The organism is Streptomyces sp. NPDC045022 (assembly GCF_056432605.1).
This window is the reverse complement of sequence record NZ_JBWKIR010000005.1, coordinates 118,330-132,660: the sequence shown is the minus strand read 5'-3', so window position 1 is coordinate 132,660 and position 14,331 is coordinate 118,330. Positions and strand designations below refer to the sequence as shown.

14 protein-coding genes are annotated in these 14,331 nt (G+C 72.6%); 5 read left to right on the top strand and 9 right to left on the bottom strand.

Translation table 11 applies throughout. From position 1 onward, the window contains the following. Nucleotides 1-2: 2 nt before the first annotated feature. Both AC07C1_RS11775 and AC07C1_RS11770 read left to right on the top strand, forming a co-directional pair. Nucleotides 3-521, top strand: coding sequence for a GNAT family N-acetyltransferase (locus AC07C1_RS11775; RefSeq protein WP_478938542.1), 519 nt, complete (start codon nucleotides 3-5; stop codon nucleotides 519-521). Nucleotides 522-630: 109 nt separating this feature from the next. Then, on the top strand, nucleotides 631-939 hold the full coding sequence (locus AC07C1_RS11770) for a PASTA domain-containing protein (RefSeq protein WP_478938541.1): 309 nt from the start codon (nucleotides 631-633) through the stop codon (nucleotides 937-939). A 15-nt stretch (nucleotides 940-954) separates the two neighbouring features. Here the strand turns inward: AC07C1_RS11770 and AC07C1_RS11765 are convergent, their stop codons facing one another. From AC07C1_RS11765 to AC07C1_RS11735, 7 genes are all read right to left on the bottom strand, one after another. Next, nucleotides 955-1,650 (bottom strand): demethylmenaquinone methyltransferase, encoded by a 696-nt coding sequence (locus AC07C1_RS11765; RefSeq protein ID WP_478938540.1) that lies wholly within the window; start codon nucleotides 1,648-1,650, stop codon nucleotides 955-957. A 228-nt stretch (nucleotides 1,651-1,878) separates the two neighbouring features. Further along, nucleotides 1,879-2,544, bottom strand: a complete 666-nt coding sequence (locus tag AC07C1_RS11760; protein ID WP_478938539.1) for an imidazolonepropionase-like domain-containing protein — start codon at nucleotides 2,542-2,544, stop codon at nucleotides 1,879-1,881. A gap of 7 nt (nucleotides 2,545-2,551) precedes the next feature. After that, nucleotides 2,552-3,751 (bottom strand): cyclic dehypoxanthinyl futalosine synthase, encoded by a 1,200-nt coding sequence (gene mqnC, locus AC07C1_RS11755; protein ID WP_478938538.1) that lies wholly within the window; start codon nucleotides 3,749-3,751, stop codon nucleotides 2,552-2,554. A 192-nt stretch (nucleotides 3,752-3,943) separates the two neighbouring features. Further along, nucleotides 3,944-4,771, bottom strand: a complete 828-nt coding sequence (locus tag AC07C1_RS11750; protein WP_478938537.1) for a prepilin peptidase — start codon at nucleotides 4,769-4,771, stop codon at nucleotides 3,944-3,946. 71 nt (nucleotides 4,772-4,842) lie between these two features. Beyond that, nucleotides 4,843-7,356, bottom strand: a complete 2,514-nt coding sequence (locus AC07C1_RS11745; RefSeq protein ID WP_478938536.1) for a protein kinase domain-containing protein — start codon at nucleotides 7,354-7,356, stop codon at nucleotides 4,843-4,845. 133 nt (nucleotides 7,357-7,489) lie between these two features. Next, nucleotides 7,490-9,505, bottom strand: a complete 2,016-nt coding sequence (locus tag AC07C1_RS11740) for a serine/threonine-protein kinase (RefSeq protein WP_478938535.1) — start codon at nucleotides 9,503-9,505, stop codon at nucleotides 7,490-7,492. 58 nt (nucleotides 9,506-9,563) lie between these two features. Next, nucleotides 9,564-10,412 carry a menaquinone biosynthetic enzyme MqnA/MqnD family protein gene (locus AC07C1_RS11735; RefSeq protein ID WP_478938534.1) on the bottom strand — a complete coding sequence of 283 codons (849 nt, stop codon included), beginning with the start codon at nucleotides 10,410-10,412 and terminating at the stop codon, nucleotides 9,564-9,566. 285 nt (nucleotides 10,413-10,697) lie between these two features. Here AC07C1_RS11735 and AC07C1_RS11730 point away from each other — a divergent pair, with 285 nt between their 5' ends. Then, on the top strand, nucleotides 10,698-10,901 hold the full coding sequence (locus AC07C1_RS11730) for a cold-shock protein (protein WP_003974443.1): 204 nt from the start codon (nucleotides 10,698-10,700) through the stop codon (nucleotides 10,899-10,901). Nucleotides 10,902-10,993: 92 nt separating this feature from the next. On the opposite strand, the gene AC07C1_RS11725 is transcribed toward AC07C1_RS11730, so the two are convergent. Next, nucleotides 10,994-11,557 carry a helix-turn-helix domain-containing protein gene (locus tag AC07C1_RS11725; protein ID WP_478938533.1) on the bottom strand — a complete coding sequence of 188 codons (564 nt, stop codon included), beginning with the start codon at nucleotides 11,555-11,557 and terminating at the stop codon, nucleotides 10,994-10,996. A gap of 68 nt (nucleotides 11,558-11,625) precedes the next feature. On the opposite strand from AC07C1_RS11725, the gene AC07C1_RS11720 reads away from it, so the two are divergent. After that, nucleotides 11,626-12,321 (top strand): AzlC family ABC transporter permease, encoded by a 696-nt coding sequence (locus AC07C1_RS11720; protein WP_478938532.1) that lies wholly within the window; start codon nucleotides 11,626-11,628, stop codon nucleotides 12,319-12,321. Then, nucleotides 12,318-12,632 carry an AzlD domain-containing protein gene (locus AC07C1_RS11715; protein WP_478938531.1) on the top strand — a complete coding sequence of 105 codons (315 nt, stop codon included), beginning with the start codon at nucleotides 12,318-12,320 and terminating at the stop codon, nucleotides 12,630-12,632. The genes AC07C1_RS11720 and AC07C1_RS11715 overlap by 4 nt, the downstream gene beginning before the upstream one ends. On the opposite strand, the gene AC07C1_RS11710 is transcribed toward AC07C1_RS11715, so the two are convergent. Then, nucleotides 12,629-14,281 (bottom strand): serine/threonine-protein kinase, encoded by a 1,653-nt coding sequence (locus AC07C1_RS11710; RefSeq protein WP_478938530.1) that lies wholly within the window; start codon nucleotides 14,279-14,281, stop codon nucleotides 12,629-12,631. The genes AC07C1_RS11715 and AC07C1_RS11710 overlap by 4 nt on opposite strands. Nucleotides 14,282-14,331: the final 50 nt, after the last annotated feature.

Here is a 14,331-nt window from a genome sequence, read left to right as displayed (position 1 = left end):
CTGTGAACCGACCTCTCCCCGCGGTACGGCTGTGTGTCCCCACCCACGAGGACGCGGTCGCCTGGCACCGGGTCTTCGCCGACCCCGAGGTCATGGAGTTCTACGGCGGCAGGCCCGCGGCGCTCTCGGTCTACGAGGAACTCACCGCTCGTCAGCGGCGGCACGACGCGGAGCTGGGCTTCTGCCTGTGGACGCTGCTGGACGATGACGGTGAGGTCATCGGCTTCACCGGCGCGCAGCCCTGGCGGCCGGCCTGGGGCCCGGCCGGTGAGATAGAGATCGGCTGGCGGCTCGGGCGGGCGCACTGGGGCAAGGGGTACGTCACCGCGGCGGCGCTCGAGACCCTCCGGCGGGTGCGGGCGGCCGGGGTGCCGGGTGTGGTGGCGATGGTCCGGCCGGGCAACGAGCGGTCGATCGCGGTGGCCCGGCGACTCGGCATGGAGCCGGCGGAGACCTACGAGCATCCGACGCTGAACGAGCCGACGCTGTGTTTCCGACTCAGCCTCGATCACGCACAGTAGTCGTCTGTTACAGAAAGACACCGGCGCCTTCCGGGTGGGGCGCACGGGAGTTACCCTGCCAGTACCGCTGGGGGTGACATCTGTGCGCATAACACCCAAAACACCCGAAGTGCGCGTACCGCGTCTGGTCGGCCTGATGGCCGTGGACGCGCGCGAAACGGCCCGGGCGCGGGGCCTGCTCCTCAACGCGCCGGACCGCCCGGACTTCCACCGCACGGTCGTCGACTACGTCGTACGCCAGTATCCGCAGCCCGGTGCCGAGGTGCCGCCGGACGCCATGGTGTACGTGTGGTTCGACTTCGGTGAGGGCGAGGGCGGCGGGGGCGTGCGCGAACCACGCATCCCGCGGCCGCCCACCGGCGGGCTCCAGCGGGAGCTGGGCGAACCCGGCGACGCCTTCGAGATGATCAACCGGTGAGACACCGGACGGGGTTCAGCTCTCCTTGAAGCCCCGGTGGAGCGCGACCACGCCGCCGGTGAGATTGCGCCAGGCCACCTTCGACCAGCCCGCCTTGCGCAGCCGCTCGGCGAGGGCCGGCTGGTCGGGCCAGGCGCGGATGGACTCGGCGAGGTAGACGTACGCGTCCGGGTTCGAGGACACCGCGCGCGCGACCGGCGGCAGCGCCCGCATCAGGTACTCGGTGTAGACGGTCCGGAAGGGCGCCCAGGTCGGGTGCGAGAACTCGCAGATCACCACCCGCCCGCCGGGCCTCGTCACCCGGTACATCTCCCGCAGGGCCGCGTCCGTGTCCTGCACGTTGCGCAGCCCGAAGGAGATCGTCACGGCGTCGAAGGTGTCGTCCTTGAACGGCAGCTTCGTCGCGTCGCCCGCCGTGAACGGCAGCCAGGTGTGCTTCCTCTTGCCGACCCGCAGCATCCCCAGGGAGAAGTCGCAAGGGACGACGTACGCGCCCGTCCGCGCGAAGGGCAGCGAGGAGGTCGCCGTGCCGGCCGCGAGGTCGAGGACCTTCTGCGCGGGACGCGCGTCGACCGCCTTCGCCACCTCATTGCGCCAGACCCGGTCCTGGCCGAGTGACAGCACGTCGTTGGTCAGGTCGTACCGTTCCGCCACGTCGTCGAACATCGAGGCGACTTCATGCGGCTGCTTGTTCAGGGAAGCGCGGGTCACCCGCCCATTGTTGCAGCAAGGTCTCCCGGCACGAGCGTCGGCTTCCTGCATTACGAAGCCGGCCGACCAGAAGGCCCGCGCGAGGCGCGCGAGGGGGTTCTCATTCCCTGGATATAGCGAGCCTTTATGGGGCCCTTTCTCGGGGATTCCTATGAGCCATTCACCGGAGGGAACCGATGTCCACAATACGGACAAACGGAAGTTCTCCTGCTGAATCCGTTGAATCCGTCAGCGGCCCCGGTACACCAGACGGCCGGCCAGCACGGTCGCCACGCACTTGGCCGCGCCGTGTTCCGTCAGGGCCGTCTCGTCGGGTACGTCGAACACGGCCAGGTCGGCCCGGCCGCCGACGGTCAGCGGGGCGTGGACCGTACCGGGGAGGTCGTACCCTTCGGCGAACGGGTCGAGGTCGGGCCGCTCGCCGAGCAGCATGCTGCCCGGGGCGCCCTCGATCCCCACGACGCTCAGCCCGGACCGGGCGACGGCCGTGGCCAGCAGCGGATCGCGGAAGCGGGCTCCGGGGGACGCGACCGCCGTCGTGCCGTAGCGCAGCATGCGCTGCACACCGCGCCGTACGCTGCCCGCCCGGCGGGTCTCGGTGAGGTCGCCCAGGGCGGCCAACCGCTCGCCCCACAGGGGAAGTTCGCCCAGCTCGTCGGCCTCGCGCGGATCGGGGTGGTAGCAGTGGCGCAGCAACCACAGCGGGTGCCACTGACGCAGGCCCGGCGTGAGCACGCCCGGCCAGCGCCGCACCCGCGCACCCGGCGCTCCGGCGGCGACCTCCGGGTACGGCCCGACGGCCGCGATCCGGTCGCCGTCCACCACGACGGCTCCGTCCACGACGGGTGCCGCGCCCACCGGCAGGACCAGTGGGGCGGCGTGAATCGTCAGCACGGCAAGCTCAGTTGGACGCCAGCAGCTTCAGCTCGGGATGGGCCGTGCCGCCCTCGATCGCCGTGGAGGAGAAGTGGGAGACCACGCGGTCGTCGACGGGGTCGTTCGCCGGGTCGTCGTGCACGACGAGGTGCTCGTACGTCGTCGAGCGCTGCGCCGGGACGCGGCCCGCCTTGCGGATGAGGTCGATGATCTCCAGTCGGTTGGAGCGGTGCCTGGCACCGGCCGAGGAGACCACGTTCTCCTCGAGCATGATCGAGCCGAGGTCGTCCGCGCCGTAGTGCAGCGACAGTTGGCCGACCTCCTTGCCGGTGGTCAGCCACGAGCCCTGGATGTGCCGCACGTTGTCGAGGAAGAGGCGGGCGATCGCGATCATCCGCAGGTACTCGAAGAGGGTCGCCTGGGTGCGGCCCTTCAGGTGGTTGTTCTCGGGCTGGTAGGTGTACGGGATGAAGGCGCGGAAGCCGCCCGTGCGGTCCTGCACGTCCCGGATCATCCGCAGGTGCTCGATGCGCTCGGCGTTGGTCTCGCCCGTGCCCATGAGCATGGTGGACGTCGACTCCACGCCCAGCCTGTGCGCGGCCTCCATGATCTCCAGCCAGCGCTCGCCGCTCTCCTTCAGCGGGGCGATGGCCTTGCGCGGCCGCTCGGGCAGGAGTTCCGCGCCGGCGCCCGCGAAGGAGTCCAGACCGGCCTCGTGGATGCGGGTGATGGCCTCCTCGACCGACACACCGGAGATCCGGGCCATGTGCTCGACCTCGGAGGCACCCAGCGAGTGGATCACCAGCTGGGGGAAGGCCTCCTTGATGGCGCGGAAGTGCTTCTCGTAGTACTCGACGCCGTAGTCGGGGTGGTGACCGCCCTGGAACATGATCTGGGTGCCGCCCAGCTCGACGGTCTCGGCGCACCGCCGCAGGATGTCGTCGAGGTCGCGGGTCCAGCCCTTGGCGGTGTCCTTGGGGGCCGCGTAGAAGGCGCAGAACTTGCACGCCGTGACACACACGTTCGTGTAGTTGATGTTGCGCTCGACGATGTACGTCGCGATGTGCTCGACGCCGGCGTACTTGCGGCGGCGCACGGCGTCGGCGGCGACGCCCAGGGCGTGCAGGGGCGCGTCGCGGTAAAGGACGAGCGCCTCTTCCGGAGTGATCCGCCCACCGGCGGCGGCACGGTCGAGGACAGACTGGAGGTCGGCCTTCTCGGTCACCAGGGCGTCCCTTTCGTCAAGGGGTACGGACGGACCGAACCAGCCTACGCCAGCCGTTTCCCCACGAAGACGCCAGGCCGCGTACGCGCCGGTCCACCGGCCTCGGGCCGCGTACGCACCCGTCCGCCGGCCTCAGGCCGCGTACGCGCCGGTCCACCGGCCTCGGGCCGCGTACGCACCCGTCCGCCGGCCTCAGGCCGCGTACGCGCCGATCAGCAGCCCGGTGAAGGCGCCCGCCATCAGGAACGGGCCGAACGGGATCGCCGTCTTGCGCCCCGCCCGCCGGGTGACGACGAGCGCGCCGCCGTACAGCGCGCCGAGCAGGAACCCGGCGAACGTGCCGAGCAGTACGGTGGGCCAGCCGTACCAGCCGAGGACCGCTCCCATGCCCACGGCCAGTTTCACGTCGCCGAGGCCCATGCCGGCCGGGTTGATGCGGTACAGCAGGTAGTAGCCGCCGCCGAGCGCGAGGGCGCCGTAGAGCGCGGTGAGCCAGTGGCCGGCGTGCTCGGGCAGCAGCGCGGTGAGGCCCAGCAGGGCGAGCGCGGCGGCGGCGAGCGGCAGGGTCAGCGGGTCGGGCAGCCGCTGCACCCGGAAGTCCACCACGGCCAGCAGCACCCCGACGGGTGCGAGCAGCAGCCAGACCGCCAACTCGGGCCGGGTGCCGGTGGCGGCGGCGAGCGCGGCACAGGTGAGGGCGGTGGCGGTGGCGAGGAGGAGAGTGGAGGGCGCGCGGTACGACGGGGAAGGCGCGCGCTCGTGAGAGTCCGCGCCGGCGTACTCCCCATCACCGGCGTACCCCCCAAGACCCGCGCGGCCTCCACCACCCGCGCACTCCCGGCACGCCGCGCCGCCCAGCCACCCCCGGACCGGGTGACCGCCGGGGCACCGGCCCCGCCAGGGCTCGCCGGACGGGACGGCGAACCGGTAGGCGGCGCGCGGGAGCAGCGTGCCCGTCAGTACGCCCCACACCGCGGCGCCGAGCACCAGCACGCCTGTGGTCACCCCGCCCGCGCTCATCGGGCCACGCTCCCTGTCGGCGTCGCCGTACTCCCCGTGCCGTGTCGCACCATGGCGGGTCCTTACCCAGTTCAGACGGCGGGCATCGCGTAGGCATCCTCGCCGTTGGCCATCAGCAGCCGGTTGCCCGACAGGGCGATCTGCCACTGGTCGCCGGTGCTCTTGTTGTCGGTCCAGCTCCAGCGCTTGCGGCCCGTCTTCGCGTCCAGCGCGATGATGCCACCACCGACGGCCTGGGCACCGCAGTACAGCGTCGTACCGGAGGTCAGGAAAACCTCGGGCGCGCCGCGGTCGTTGTCCTCGCAGAGCCAGATCCGCTTGCCGGTGCGGACGTCGACGGCCCAGATGCCCCGGTCGTGGTCGCCCACGTAGAGCACGCCGTCGATGACGGTGGGGTTGTAGAAGCCGCGGCGCCCGTTGGGCGACAGCGTCCAGCGTGTCGCCCCGGTCGCCACGTCGAGCGCCGTCAGCTTCTCGCCGGGCAGGAAGACCAGGCCGTCGGAGACCGTGGGCTGCCAGGTCCAGTCGTCGCCGACCTTCCTCGTCCACAACTGGGCGCCCGTGGCGGTGTCGCGGACGGTGAGGTTGAACTTGGAGTCGGCGTAGACCAGGTACTTGCCCGAGACGGAGCCCTGGACGTCGTAGTCGTCGGTGCCCCAGTCGCGCTTCTGGATCCACACCGTCCTGCGCGTGCCGAGGCTGATGGCGGCCACCGCCGTGCGGTACTCGGTGGCGCTCTTGGAGTCGCTGAAGTCGCTCGCCGCGACGTAGACGTGCTGGTCGTCGATGGCGATGGTGTCCTCGATGTCGATGTGCTTGCCGAGCCGGCTGCGCCACACCTCCTCGCCGGTCGCCGCGTCCCGGGCGATGAGGACGCCGTCGTAGTCGCCGTCCGGCAGGTACAGCTTGCCGTCGTGGTGGAGCAGTTGGGAGCCGGGAACCACGAGGTCCGGCTTGGACCAGCGGGGCCTGCCGGTCCGCACGTCGTACGCCACCAGCGGGTCACCGCTGATCAGCAGCAGACCGTCGTGGACGAGCAGCGGGACGGCGGCGGTGTTGTCCCCGGTCAATGCCCGGTGCCACAGCGGCTGCGGGGCCACGCCGGCGGGCGGGGTGGTGAAGTTCTCGGCGGCGGGCTCCCCGGAAGCGCCCTTGCCACCGGTACCGGTACCGGTGCCGTCGGCCGACGTCTCGCCGCTCTCGGTGTCCTGGCCGAGCCACCAGGCCGTGCCCCCGCCGACGGCCACGACGGCGACGGCACCGCCGAGGGCGAGGGACAGGGCGCGGCGGCGGGAGGGCGCGGCGGTCCCGGTGCCGCTGTCCAGTCGCACGGTGCCGGACTGGGCGCCGAGTGGCGTGGTGGACGCGGGAGTTCCGCCCGGCGGCGTGCCGTATCCGGGGGCGGCGGCCGGCGGTGGCGTGCCGTGTCCGGGGGCAGCGGGTGACGGTGGCGTGCCGTGTTCCGCCGCTCCGGCCGGGGATGGCGTGCCGTGTCCCGCCGCATCGGCCGGAGTCGGGGCACCGTAACCGCCCGCGCCGGCCGGAGTCGGGGCACCGTACCCGGCCTGCGGTGCCGGTGGATAGCCGTAGCCGGCCCCCACCGCCGGTGTGCCCGGCGGGGTGTGCGCCGGGTCGGGCATGGTCGGGGCGGGCCCGAAACCGGCGCCGCCCGCTGCCGGCTGCCGCTCCGGCGCCTCGAGGTCCAGGATCCCGGCCGCGTGCGTGGCGATGGTGGAGGCCACCGCCGACGGCAGCCAGTCGCGGAGCACACCCTCGACGCCCCGCGGGGCCAGTGCCGTCACGATCTCGCCCGGGGTGGGGCGGCCGGCCGGGTCCTTGAGCAGGCAGGCCCGGACCAGGCCGAGCAGGGACCGCGGTATGCCCGTCAGCTCGGCTTCCCCGTGCACGACTTGGTAGAGCATCGCCGCGTGCGAGGCGGCCCCGTCGCCGAAGACGCTGCGGCCGGTGGCGGCGAAGGCGAGGACGGCGCCGAGGGAGAACACATCGCCCGCCGGGCCGACGTCCTTGCCCAGCGCCTGCTCCGGGGGCATGTAGCCGGGCGAGCCGACCACGACTCCGGTCTGTGTCATCCGGGTGCCGTCCACGGCCCGGGCGATGCCGAAGTCGATGACGCGGGGGCCGTCCGCGGCCAGCAGGACGTTCGACGGCTTGAGGTCGCGGTGGATGAGCCCCGCCGCGTGGATCTCCTGGAGGGCGGCGGCGAGCCCGGCGCCCAGCGCGCGCACGGTGTGCTCGGGCAGCGGGCCGTGCGCGGCGACGACCTCGGTCAGATCGGGGCCGAGGACGTACGAGGTGGCCAGCCAGGGCAGCGGTGCCTCGGGGTCGGCGTCCACGACCGCGGCGGTGTACTGGCCGGAGACGGCCCGGGCGATCTCGGCCTCGTGCCGGAAACGGTCCCGGAAGCCGGTGTCGGCGGCGAGGTCGGGGCGTACGACCTTCACGGCGACGGTCCGGCCGCCCGGCGAACGGGCCAGGTAGACCCGGCCCATGCCGCCGGCTCCGAGTCTGCGCAGCATGCGGTAGCTGCCCAACTCCCGTGGATCGTCGGGCTGCAGTGTCTCCATGGCGGGCTCTCCCCGTCCTTCCCCGTTGCGTGCGGCGCTGAGCGTGCCTGATGCGATGTGGGCTGGTGTTCGCCAACGCGGACACAGTAGTGACGGCGGGGACCGGCGGGGCAACAGGGCGGGGCGGGGCCCGCTAGCGGACCCTTGACATCCGCGAAACCGGGTTGCCTTCATCCGAACTGTCCGACGTGTACCTCAGGTCGTCGCCGACCGGTGTCAACTCCACCTGGTGCCGGGTCGGGTTGCAGCCCGCGTGGTTGCCGGCGGCGCCCGTCGAGGTCGCGAGGACCTGTGTGGTGGTCACCTTCTCGAGGGTGAGGATGTCGGTGCAAACGGCGCCGATCTGATCGGTCTGCCGCAGCCTTCCCAACTCCTCACCCGGACGGGCCTGGTGGACGGTGACCCGGAAGGTCCCCATGGGCAAGTTGCCGCCGAGGCCGGTCGCCGGGCCCTCCCAGGTGCCGAGGTAGCGGTCCGGGATCGCGCCGGGCCGGCCACTCCCGGCGCTGGGGCTGCCGGCCGTGGGGCTGCTGGTGGCGGGGCCGCTGGTGCTGCCGGCGGACGTGTTCGGCGCCGGGGAGTACCCGGTGCCGCTGCCCGCGTTGGTGTCCCCGCCGCCGTCGAACCAGGGGCGCAGCAGGACGCCGAGCCCCACGGACACCGCGGCCAGCGCACCGGCGACCGCCAGCGCCACCGTGCAACTGATCCGGCGCCCCCGACCACCCTGCGCGGGCGCCGAGGTCGCGGCCACGCTGAGGGACACCCGCCCGGGAGGCGGTACGTCACGCGGCGCGGGCACGGCAGTCGGCACCCCGGGCATCCCGGAACCGGCGGTCGAGACCCCCGAGCCGGACCCGGAACCGGCGGCCGACGCCCCCGAACCAGACCCGGAACCGGCGGTCAACACCCCCGAACCGGACGCGGAACCGGCAGTCAACACCCCCGGACCGGACGCGGAACCGGCGGCCAGCGGCCCACCGGATTCCATGACGGGCGCAGGGCCGAACGCACCGGCACCGGCACCCGCACCGGCACCGGAAGAGGAGCCCGCCGCCCCGAAGCCCGCCACGCCGGAGCCCGCCACCCCGGAGCCCGCCACCCCGGAAGAGGAAGCCCCTGCCCCGAAAGCGGAGCCCGCCGACCCGAAGGCGGCGCCCCCGGGGCCGGGAGAGGAGGCCGCCGGTGAAGAAGGGGCTGACGGTCCGTCCATCGAGGGGCTCGCGAAGGCCACGGGACCCGACCGCATCGCCTCCCCCGTGTCCAGGTTGAGCAGGCGTACGGCGCTGCGGCTGACGTGTTCCACCAGAGGACCTGGCAACCAGCCGCCCGCGATCAGGCGGGCGGTGCCCTCGGGGGCGAGCCGTCGGCTCACTTCGGCGGGCTCGGGCCGGGCCGCCGGGTCCTTGGCCAGGCAGGCCGTCACCACCTCGCGCATCTCGCCGTCGAGGGAGCCGAGTTCGGGCTCTTCGTGGACGACCTTGTAGAGCAGCGCGGCCGAGGAGTCGCCCCGGAAGGGCGGTTCGCCGGTGGCCGCGCAGGCGAGGACGGCGCCGAGGGAGAAGACGTCGGCGGCGCCGGTGACGCCCTTGCCGAGGATCTGCTCGGGCGACATGTAACCCGGCGATCCGATCGACACACCGGTGGAGGTCAGGGACGCCGTACCCTCCATGGCCCGGGCGATGCCGAAGTCGATCAGGAGCGGACCGTCCAGGGTCAGCAGGATGTTGGACGGCTTCACGTCCCGGTGGACGAGGCCCAGTTGGTGCACGGCCGTCAGCGCCTCCGCGAGGCCCGCACCCAGGGCCCGTACGGTGTGGGCGGGCAGCGGTCCGCTGTCGGCGACGGCCGCCGCGAGGGACGGACCGGCCGCGTAGGCGGTGGCGACCCAGGGCACGGGAGCGTCCGGATCAGCGTCCAGCACGGGCGCGGTCCAGGCGCCGCCGACCCGGCGCGCGGCCTCCACCTCGCGCCGGAACCGGGCGCGGAACTCCTCGTCGAGGGCGAAGTGCGGGTGCACGATCTTCACGGCGACCGTACGGCCACCAGCGCTGCGGCCGAGATAGACCCGGCCCATGCCGCCGGAACCGAGCCGGCCGAGCAGCCGGTAGGGCCCGACCTCGGCCGGCTCGTCTGCTTCCAGCGGCTGCATGGCGTGCTCTCTCCCCCCGACGCCGACGCCCTGTGTGCAGCAGCGTAGTGATTCGTGCTTACGGCCGCAGCAGGTCCACCCTCACGTCCGCCGGGAAACCGGCCGTCGGGCCGACCCGGCGGGCGAACTCGGCGACGGCCCGCAGCTGCGGGGCGCCGAAGCTGAAGTCGAGGGTGGTGAAGTACTGCTCCAGGGTGGCCTCGTCGAACGCCTCCCAGCGGGCGGCCTGCTCGGCCACCTTGCCGACCTCCTCCAGGGAGAGGTTGCGGGAGGCGAGGAAGGCCTCGTGGACCTTGCGGGTGATGAACGGCTCGCGTTCCAGATACTCCCGGCGGGCCGCCCAGACCGCGAAGACGAACGGCAGGCCGGTCCACTCCTTCCACAGCGCGCCGAGGTCGTGCACCTGGAGGCCGTAGCGCGGGCCGTCGAGGAGGTTGGCGCGCAGGGCGGCGTCGCCGATGAGGACGGCGGCCTCCGCCTCCTGCATCATCAGGCTGAGGTCGGGCGGGCAGGTGTAGTAGTCGGGCCGGACGCCGTAGCGCTCGGACAGCAGGAGCTGGGCGAGCCGGACCGAGGTGCGGGAGGTCGAACCGAGGGCGACCCGGGCGCCGTCCAGCCGGTCGAGGGGGACCTGGGAGACGATCACGCAGGACATCACCGGGCCGTCGCAGCCGACGGCGATGTCCGGGAAGGCGACGAGGTCGTCGGCGTTGCGCAGGAACTCCACCAGGGTGACGGGGCCGATGTCGAGGTCACCGCGCACCAGTTGCTCGCTGAGCTTCTCCGGGGTGTCCTTGGTCAGGTCGAAGTCGAGGAGCGTGCCGGTTCTCGCGAGCCCCCAGTAGAGGGGCAGGCAGTTCAGGAACTGGATGTGGCCGACGCGCGGCCGGGTGCGAGAATTGTCCACATCGCGAGACTAGACCCCGTGCGCCACGGTGCCCTGACCGGCCCCACGGCCAAACGGGCTAGCGAACGTTCAAACATCCGAGTGACGTGATCTTGACCTCTATTGCATTCGGCTGCCCGCGTGCTAGGCTCGCCGCAAGTTGCAGTTTGGTTTCCCTTGCAGTACAGAGCCTGCGGAGCATGTAACCGCAGGCTCTCGTCGTTTTCAGACGAATGCAGTTGTGCAGCACCGTACGCACTTGCAGGTTCTGGAGCAGGGCAACCCTTTTGAGCCCAAGGAGGGCTTATGGCTACCGGAACCGTGAAGTGGTTCAACGCCGAAAAGGGCTTTGGCTTCATCGCCCAGGAGGGCGGCGGCCCCGACGTCTTCGTCCACTACTCCGCGATCAACGCGCAGGGTTTCCGTTCTCTGGAGGAGAACCAGCAGGTCTCCTTCGACGTCACGCAGGGCCCGAAGGGTCCGCAGGCGGAGAACGTCACCCCCGTCTGATCACTGCCTGATCGCAGAACCTGAGTGCAGTACCCAAGGAGCCCCGCGCCGTCCGGCGACGGGGCTCCTGCCTTTTCCCGTTCATTTCCGGTTCACATGTGCTGCATGATCAGTACGAACTTCGTTCCGGCGGCGAGCGCCTCGTAAGCGTGCGGCACATCCCCGCGGTACGACAGGTAATCCCCCGGCCCCAGCTCGACGGCCTCCCCGCGCGGCCCGGCCGTCACCCTTCCCTCGCTGACCACGATGTGTTCGACGGTCCCGGGGATATGCGGTTCCGAATCCCGGACGGTCCCGGGCTCCAGCCACACGAAATACAGATCCCGGCGGGCCCCGGGCGGGCAGGCGGAGAGCAGCGAGGCCAGATAGCTGGACTGGTCGGAGTGGACCGCGGGTCCCTTTCCGGCGCGGATCACCTGGACCGCCGGCGCCGGCGACTCCACCAGGGCGCTGAACGGTACGCCGAGGGCCACCGCGAGTGCCCAGATGGTCTCCATGCTCGGGTTACCGCTCGCCGCCTCCAGCTGGGACAGCGTGGACTTGGCGATTCCGGCGCGTTTGGCCAGCTCGGACAGGGAAAGCCCAGTACGGCCGCGCTCCCGCTTCAGGGACGCGGCGATCCACTCCATGGGGAGCCGGGCGGGAACCTCGGACATGTCGTTCGCTCCATCGGTACGATCGTTCGCCTTGACGAACAAGGGGGCTACTGTCCATCGTAGAAAACATGCGTTCGCTACAACGAACACCGGCGCAGGGATCCGACTCGCTGCTACGCGACAGCTCGCTCGTCTGGCTGGCCAGCGGCATCGTCGGCGTCTCCTTCGGCGCCGTCTCCGTCGCCGGCGGGCTGCCGGTGTGGGTGCCGGTGCTGATGTCGCTGGTCGTGTATGCCGGATCGGCCCAGTTCAGCGCGGTGGGCGTGCTCCTCGCCGGGGGCGGCCCGCTCGCCGCCGCGGCCACCGGCCTGCTGCTCAACACCCGGACGGCCGCCTTCAGCCTCGCCGTGGCCGAGATCATCGGCACCGGCCGCGTGACCCGCTTCCTCGGCGCGCACCTGGTCACCGACGAGACGGTCGCCTTCGCCCTCGCCCAGCCGGACCCGGACCGGCAGCGCCGGGCCTTCTGGATCTCCGGGCTCGGCCTGTTCGCCGTGTGGAACATCGGCGTCCTGGCCGGCGCGCTCGCGGGCAGCGCCCTCGGCGACACGGCCCGCTACGGCCTGGACGCCGCCTTCCCCGCCGTCCTGGTCGCCCTGGTCCTGCCCGCGCTGCGCGCGGACGCGACGGTACGCCGGTGTGCCCTGCTCGGCGCCGCCCTCGCCCTGGCGGCCACGCCCGCGGTCCCGTCCGGCGTGCCGGTACTGCTCGCGCTCGCCGGCCTGTTCCTGCACCGCGGGCCGGCCCCGGGAGCCGCCGCATGAACCCCACGGTCACCGTGATCCTGGCCCTCGCGGCGGGAACGTACGCCTTCCGGCTGGTGGGGCCGGCGCTGCACGGCCGGGTGACGGTCCCGCCCCGGGTGCAGGAGCTGGCCTCGGCCGGTGCGGTGGTGCTGCTCGTCGCACTGCTGGCCACGGGCGCCCTGACCGAGGGCGGGGGCTTCGCGGGGTGGGCCCGCCCCACGGGCGTCCTGGTCGGCGCCGTTCTGGCCTGGCGCCGGGCGCCGTTCGCCGTGGTGGTCGTGGCCGCGGCGGCGACGACGGCACTGCTGCGGCTGGCGGGGCTGGGCTAGGCCGCGTTCCGCCAGACGGTCAGGTCGCCGGTGAGGAAGGCGATGTCCGGCATCGCGGTCGACTTGGTCTGGATCACGTAGAGCCCGATGTTGCCTTCGGTGTCCTTCATACAGATCTCGGTGCCGGCCGCCGCTCCGGCCAGGGTCCAACTGTGCTTCGTGGCGCTCCTGAGCATGAGTCGGCACTCGTCGAGGGTGGTGCCGTGCGCGCCGTACATCTGGAGGAACACAGCACTGTCGCTCGCCAGTTCGCAGCTGGGCTCCTGACAGTCGAAGCGGATCTCACCCTTGCGGTCCTTCCGCCCGGGCTCCTTGTCCCTGAGGCTCAGCGAGGTCTTCGCGTCCAACCACACCTGGGCGAACCCCTCCGGCCGCGGGTTCCCGGGCGAGGCCGACGAGGACGCCGTGTCCCCCGATGCGCCGTCGCCACCGTCGCCGGCCCCCGGCGCCGACGAGTCCGAGGCCTTCGAGGAAGGGCCCGGCGCGGATGCCGACGACCGTGCTGCCGGTCCCGTGGTGGACGTCTCGGCACCCGCCGCACCCCGGTCACCGAGCCGGTTCCGGGCGTCCATGACCGACCACGCCAGGGCGGTCACCAGCAGCGCTCCTCCCGCCACACCGGCGGCCGTGATCAGCGCGGTGCGCCGCCTGCGCGCCTTCCGCTCCTCCGGCGTCGGCTGCGGCCCCCCGGCCGGCGGCCGCGGGTACCCGATCAGCGGCTGCGGGTGCGCCGGGGTGGGATCGGGGACCGGAGTGGGCACCATGACCTCCGGTCCGGTGACATCCCGCCACACGGCCGGTCCCCCGCCCGCGCCGGCGTCCGCCCCCAGCCGCTGCCGGCACCACCGGACGATCTCCGCCGGAGTGGCCCGCTCGGCCGGATCGGCGGCAAGGCACCGGGCGAGCAGCGGACGCAGCGGTTCGGGCAGCAGTGACAGGTCCGGTTCGGAGTGCACGATCCGGTAGAGCACGTTGACGGCTGGGCCGTCCCCGTACAGCGGCTCGCCCAGCGCCGCGAAGACCACCGTCTGCCCGAGCGCGAAGACGTCCGTCGCCGCCGTGACCTCGTCCCCGGACGCCTGCTCCGGAGCCATGAACGAGGGCGTGCCGATCGTGCCCCCGGTCGCCGTGTACGCGGTGCCGTCGGCGGCCAGCGCGATACCGAAGTCGATCACCCGGGGCCCGTCCGCCGCGAGCAGCACGTTCGACGGCTTCAGGTCCCGGTGCACGATGCCCTCGGCATGGATGGCCTGCAGCGCCTCGGCCACCCCCGCCATCAGCCACAGCACCGCCGGCACCGGCAGCGGCCCGCGCCGGGCCACGGCCTCCGCCAACGAGGGCCCCGGCACGTACAGGGTGGCCAGCCACGGGGGCACGCCGTCCGCGTCGGCGTCGATCAGCTCGGCGGTGTAAGCCCCCCGCACCCGCCGGGCCGCCTCGATCTCCCGCCCGAACCGCCCCCGGAAGCCCGGGTCGTCCGCCAGCTCCGGCCGTACGACCTTGATCGCCACGGGGCGGCCGCCCTGCGTGTGCGACAGGTAGACCCGGCCCATGCCGCCGGCACCGAGCCGCGCGGCGAGCCGGTAGCCCGCCACAACTGATGGATCGTCCGCCTGAAGTGGCTGAAAGACCTCCGCCGCATGGTTCATCGGCCCCGTACCCCCCGCTGTGATGCCTTGGCCAAGGGCAGCAGCCTAAG

Bases quoted from the DNA above. Each gene is read 5' to 3' on its own strand.
- AC07C1_RS11750 (WP_478938537.1), bottom strand. From the start codon at position 4,771: ATGAGCGCGGGCGGGGTGACCACAGGCGTGCTGGTGCTCGGCGCCGCG.
- AC07C1_RS11745 (WP_478938536.1), bottom strand. From the start codon at position 7,356: ATGGAGACACTGCAGCCCGACGATCCACGGGAGTTGGGCAGCTACCGC.
- AC07C1_RS11740 (WP_478938535.1), bottom strand. From the start codon at position 9,505: ATGCAGCCGCTGGAAGCAGACGAGCCGGCCGAGGTCGGGCCCTACCGG.
- AC07C1_RS11730 (WP_003974443.1), top strand. From the start codon at position 10,698: ATGGCTACCGGAACCGTGAAGTGGTTCAACGCCGAAAAGGGCTTTGGC.
- AC07C1_RS11725 (WP_478938533.1), bottom strand. From the start codon at position 11,557: ATGTCCGAGGTTCCCGCCCGGCTCCCCATGGAGTGGATCGCCGCGTCC.
- AC07C1_RS11720 (WP_478938532.1), top strand. From the start codon at position 11,626: ATGCGTTCGCTACAACGAACACCGGCGCAGGGATCCGACTCGCTGCTA.
- AC07C1_RS11715 (WP_478938531.1), top strand. From the start codon at position 12,318: ATGAACCCCACGGTCACCGTGATCCTGGCCCTCGCGGCGGGAACGTAC.
- AC07C1_RS11710 (WP_478938530.1), bottom strand. From the start codon at position 14,281: ATGAACCATGCGGCGGAGGTCTTTCAGCCACTTCAGGCGGACGATCCA.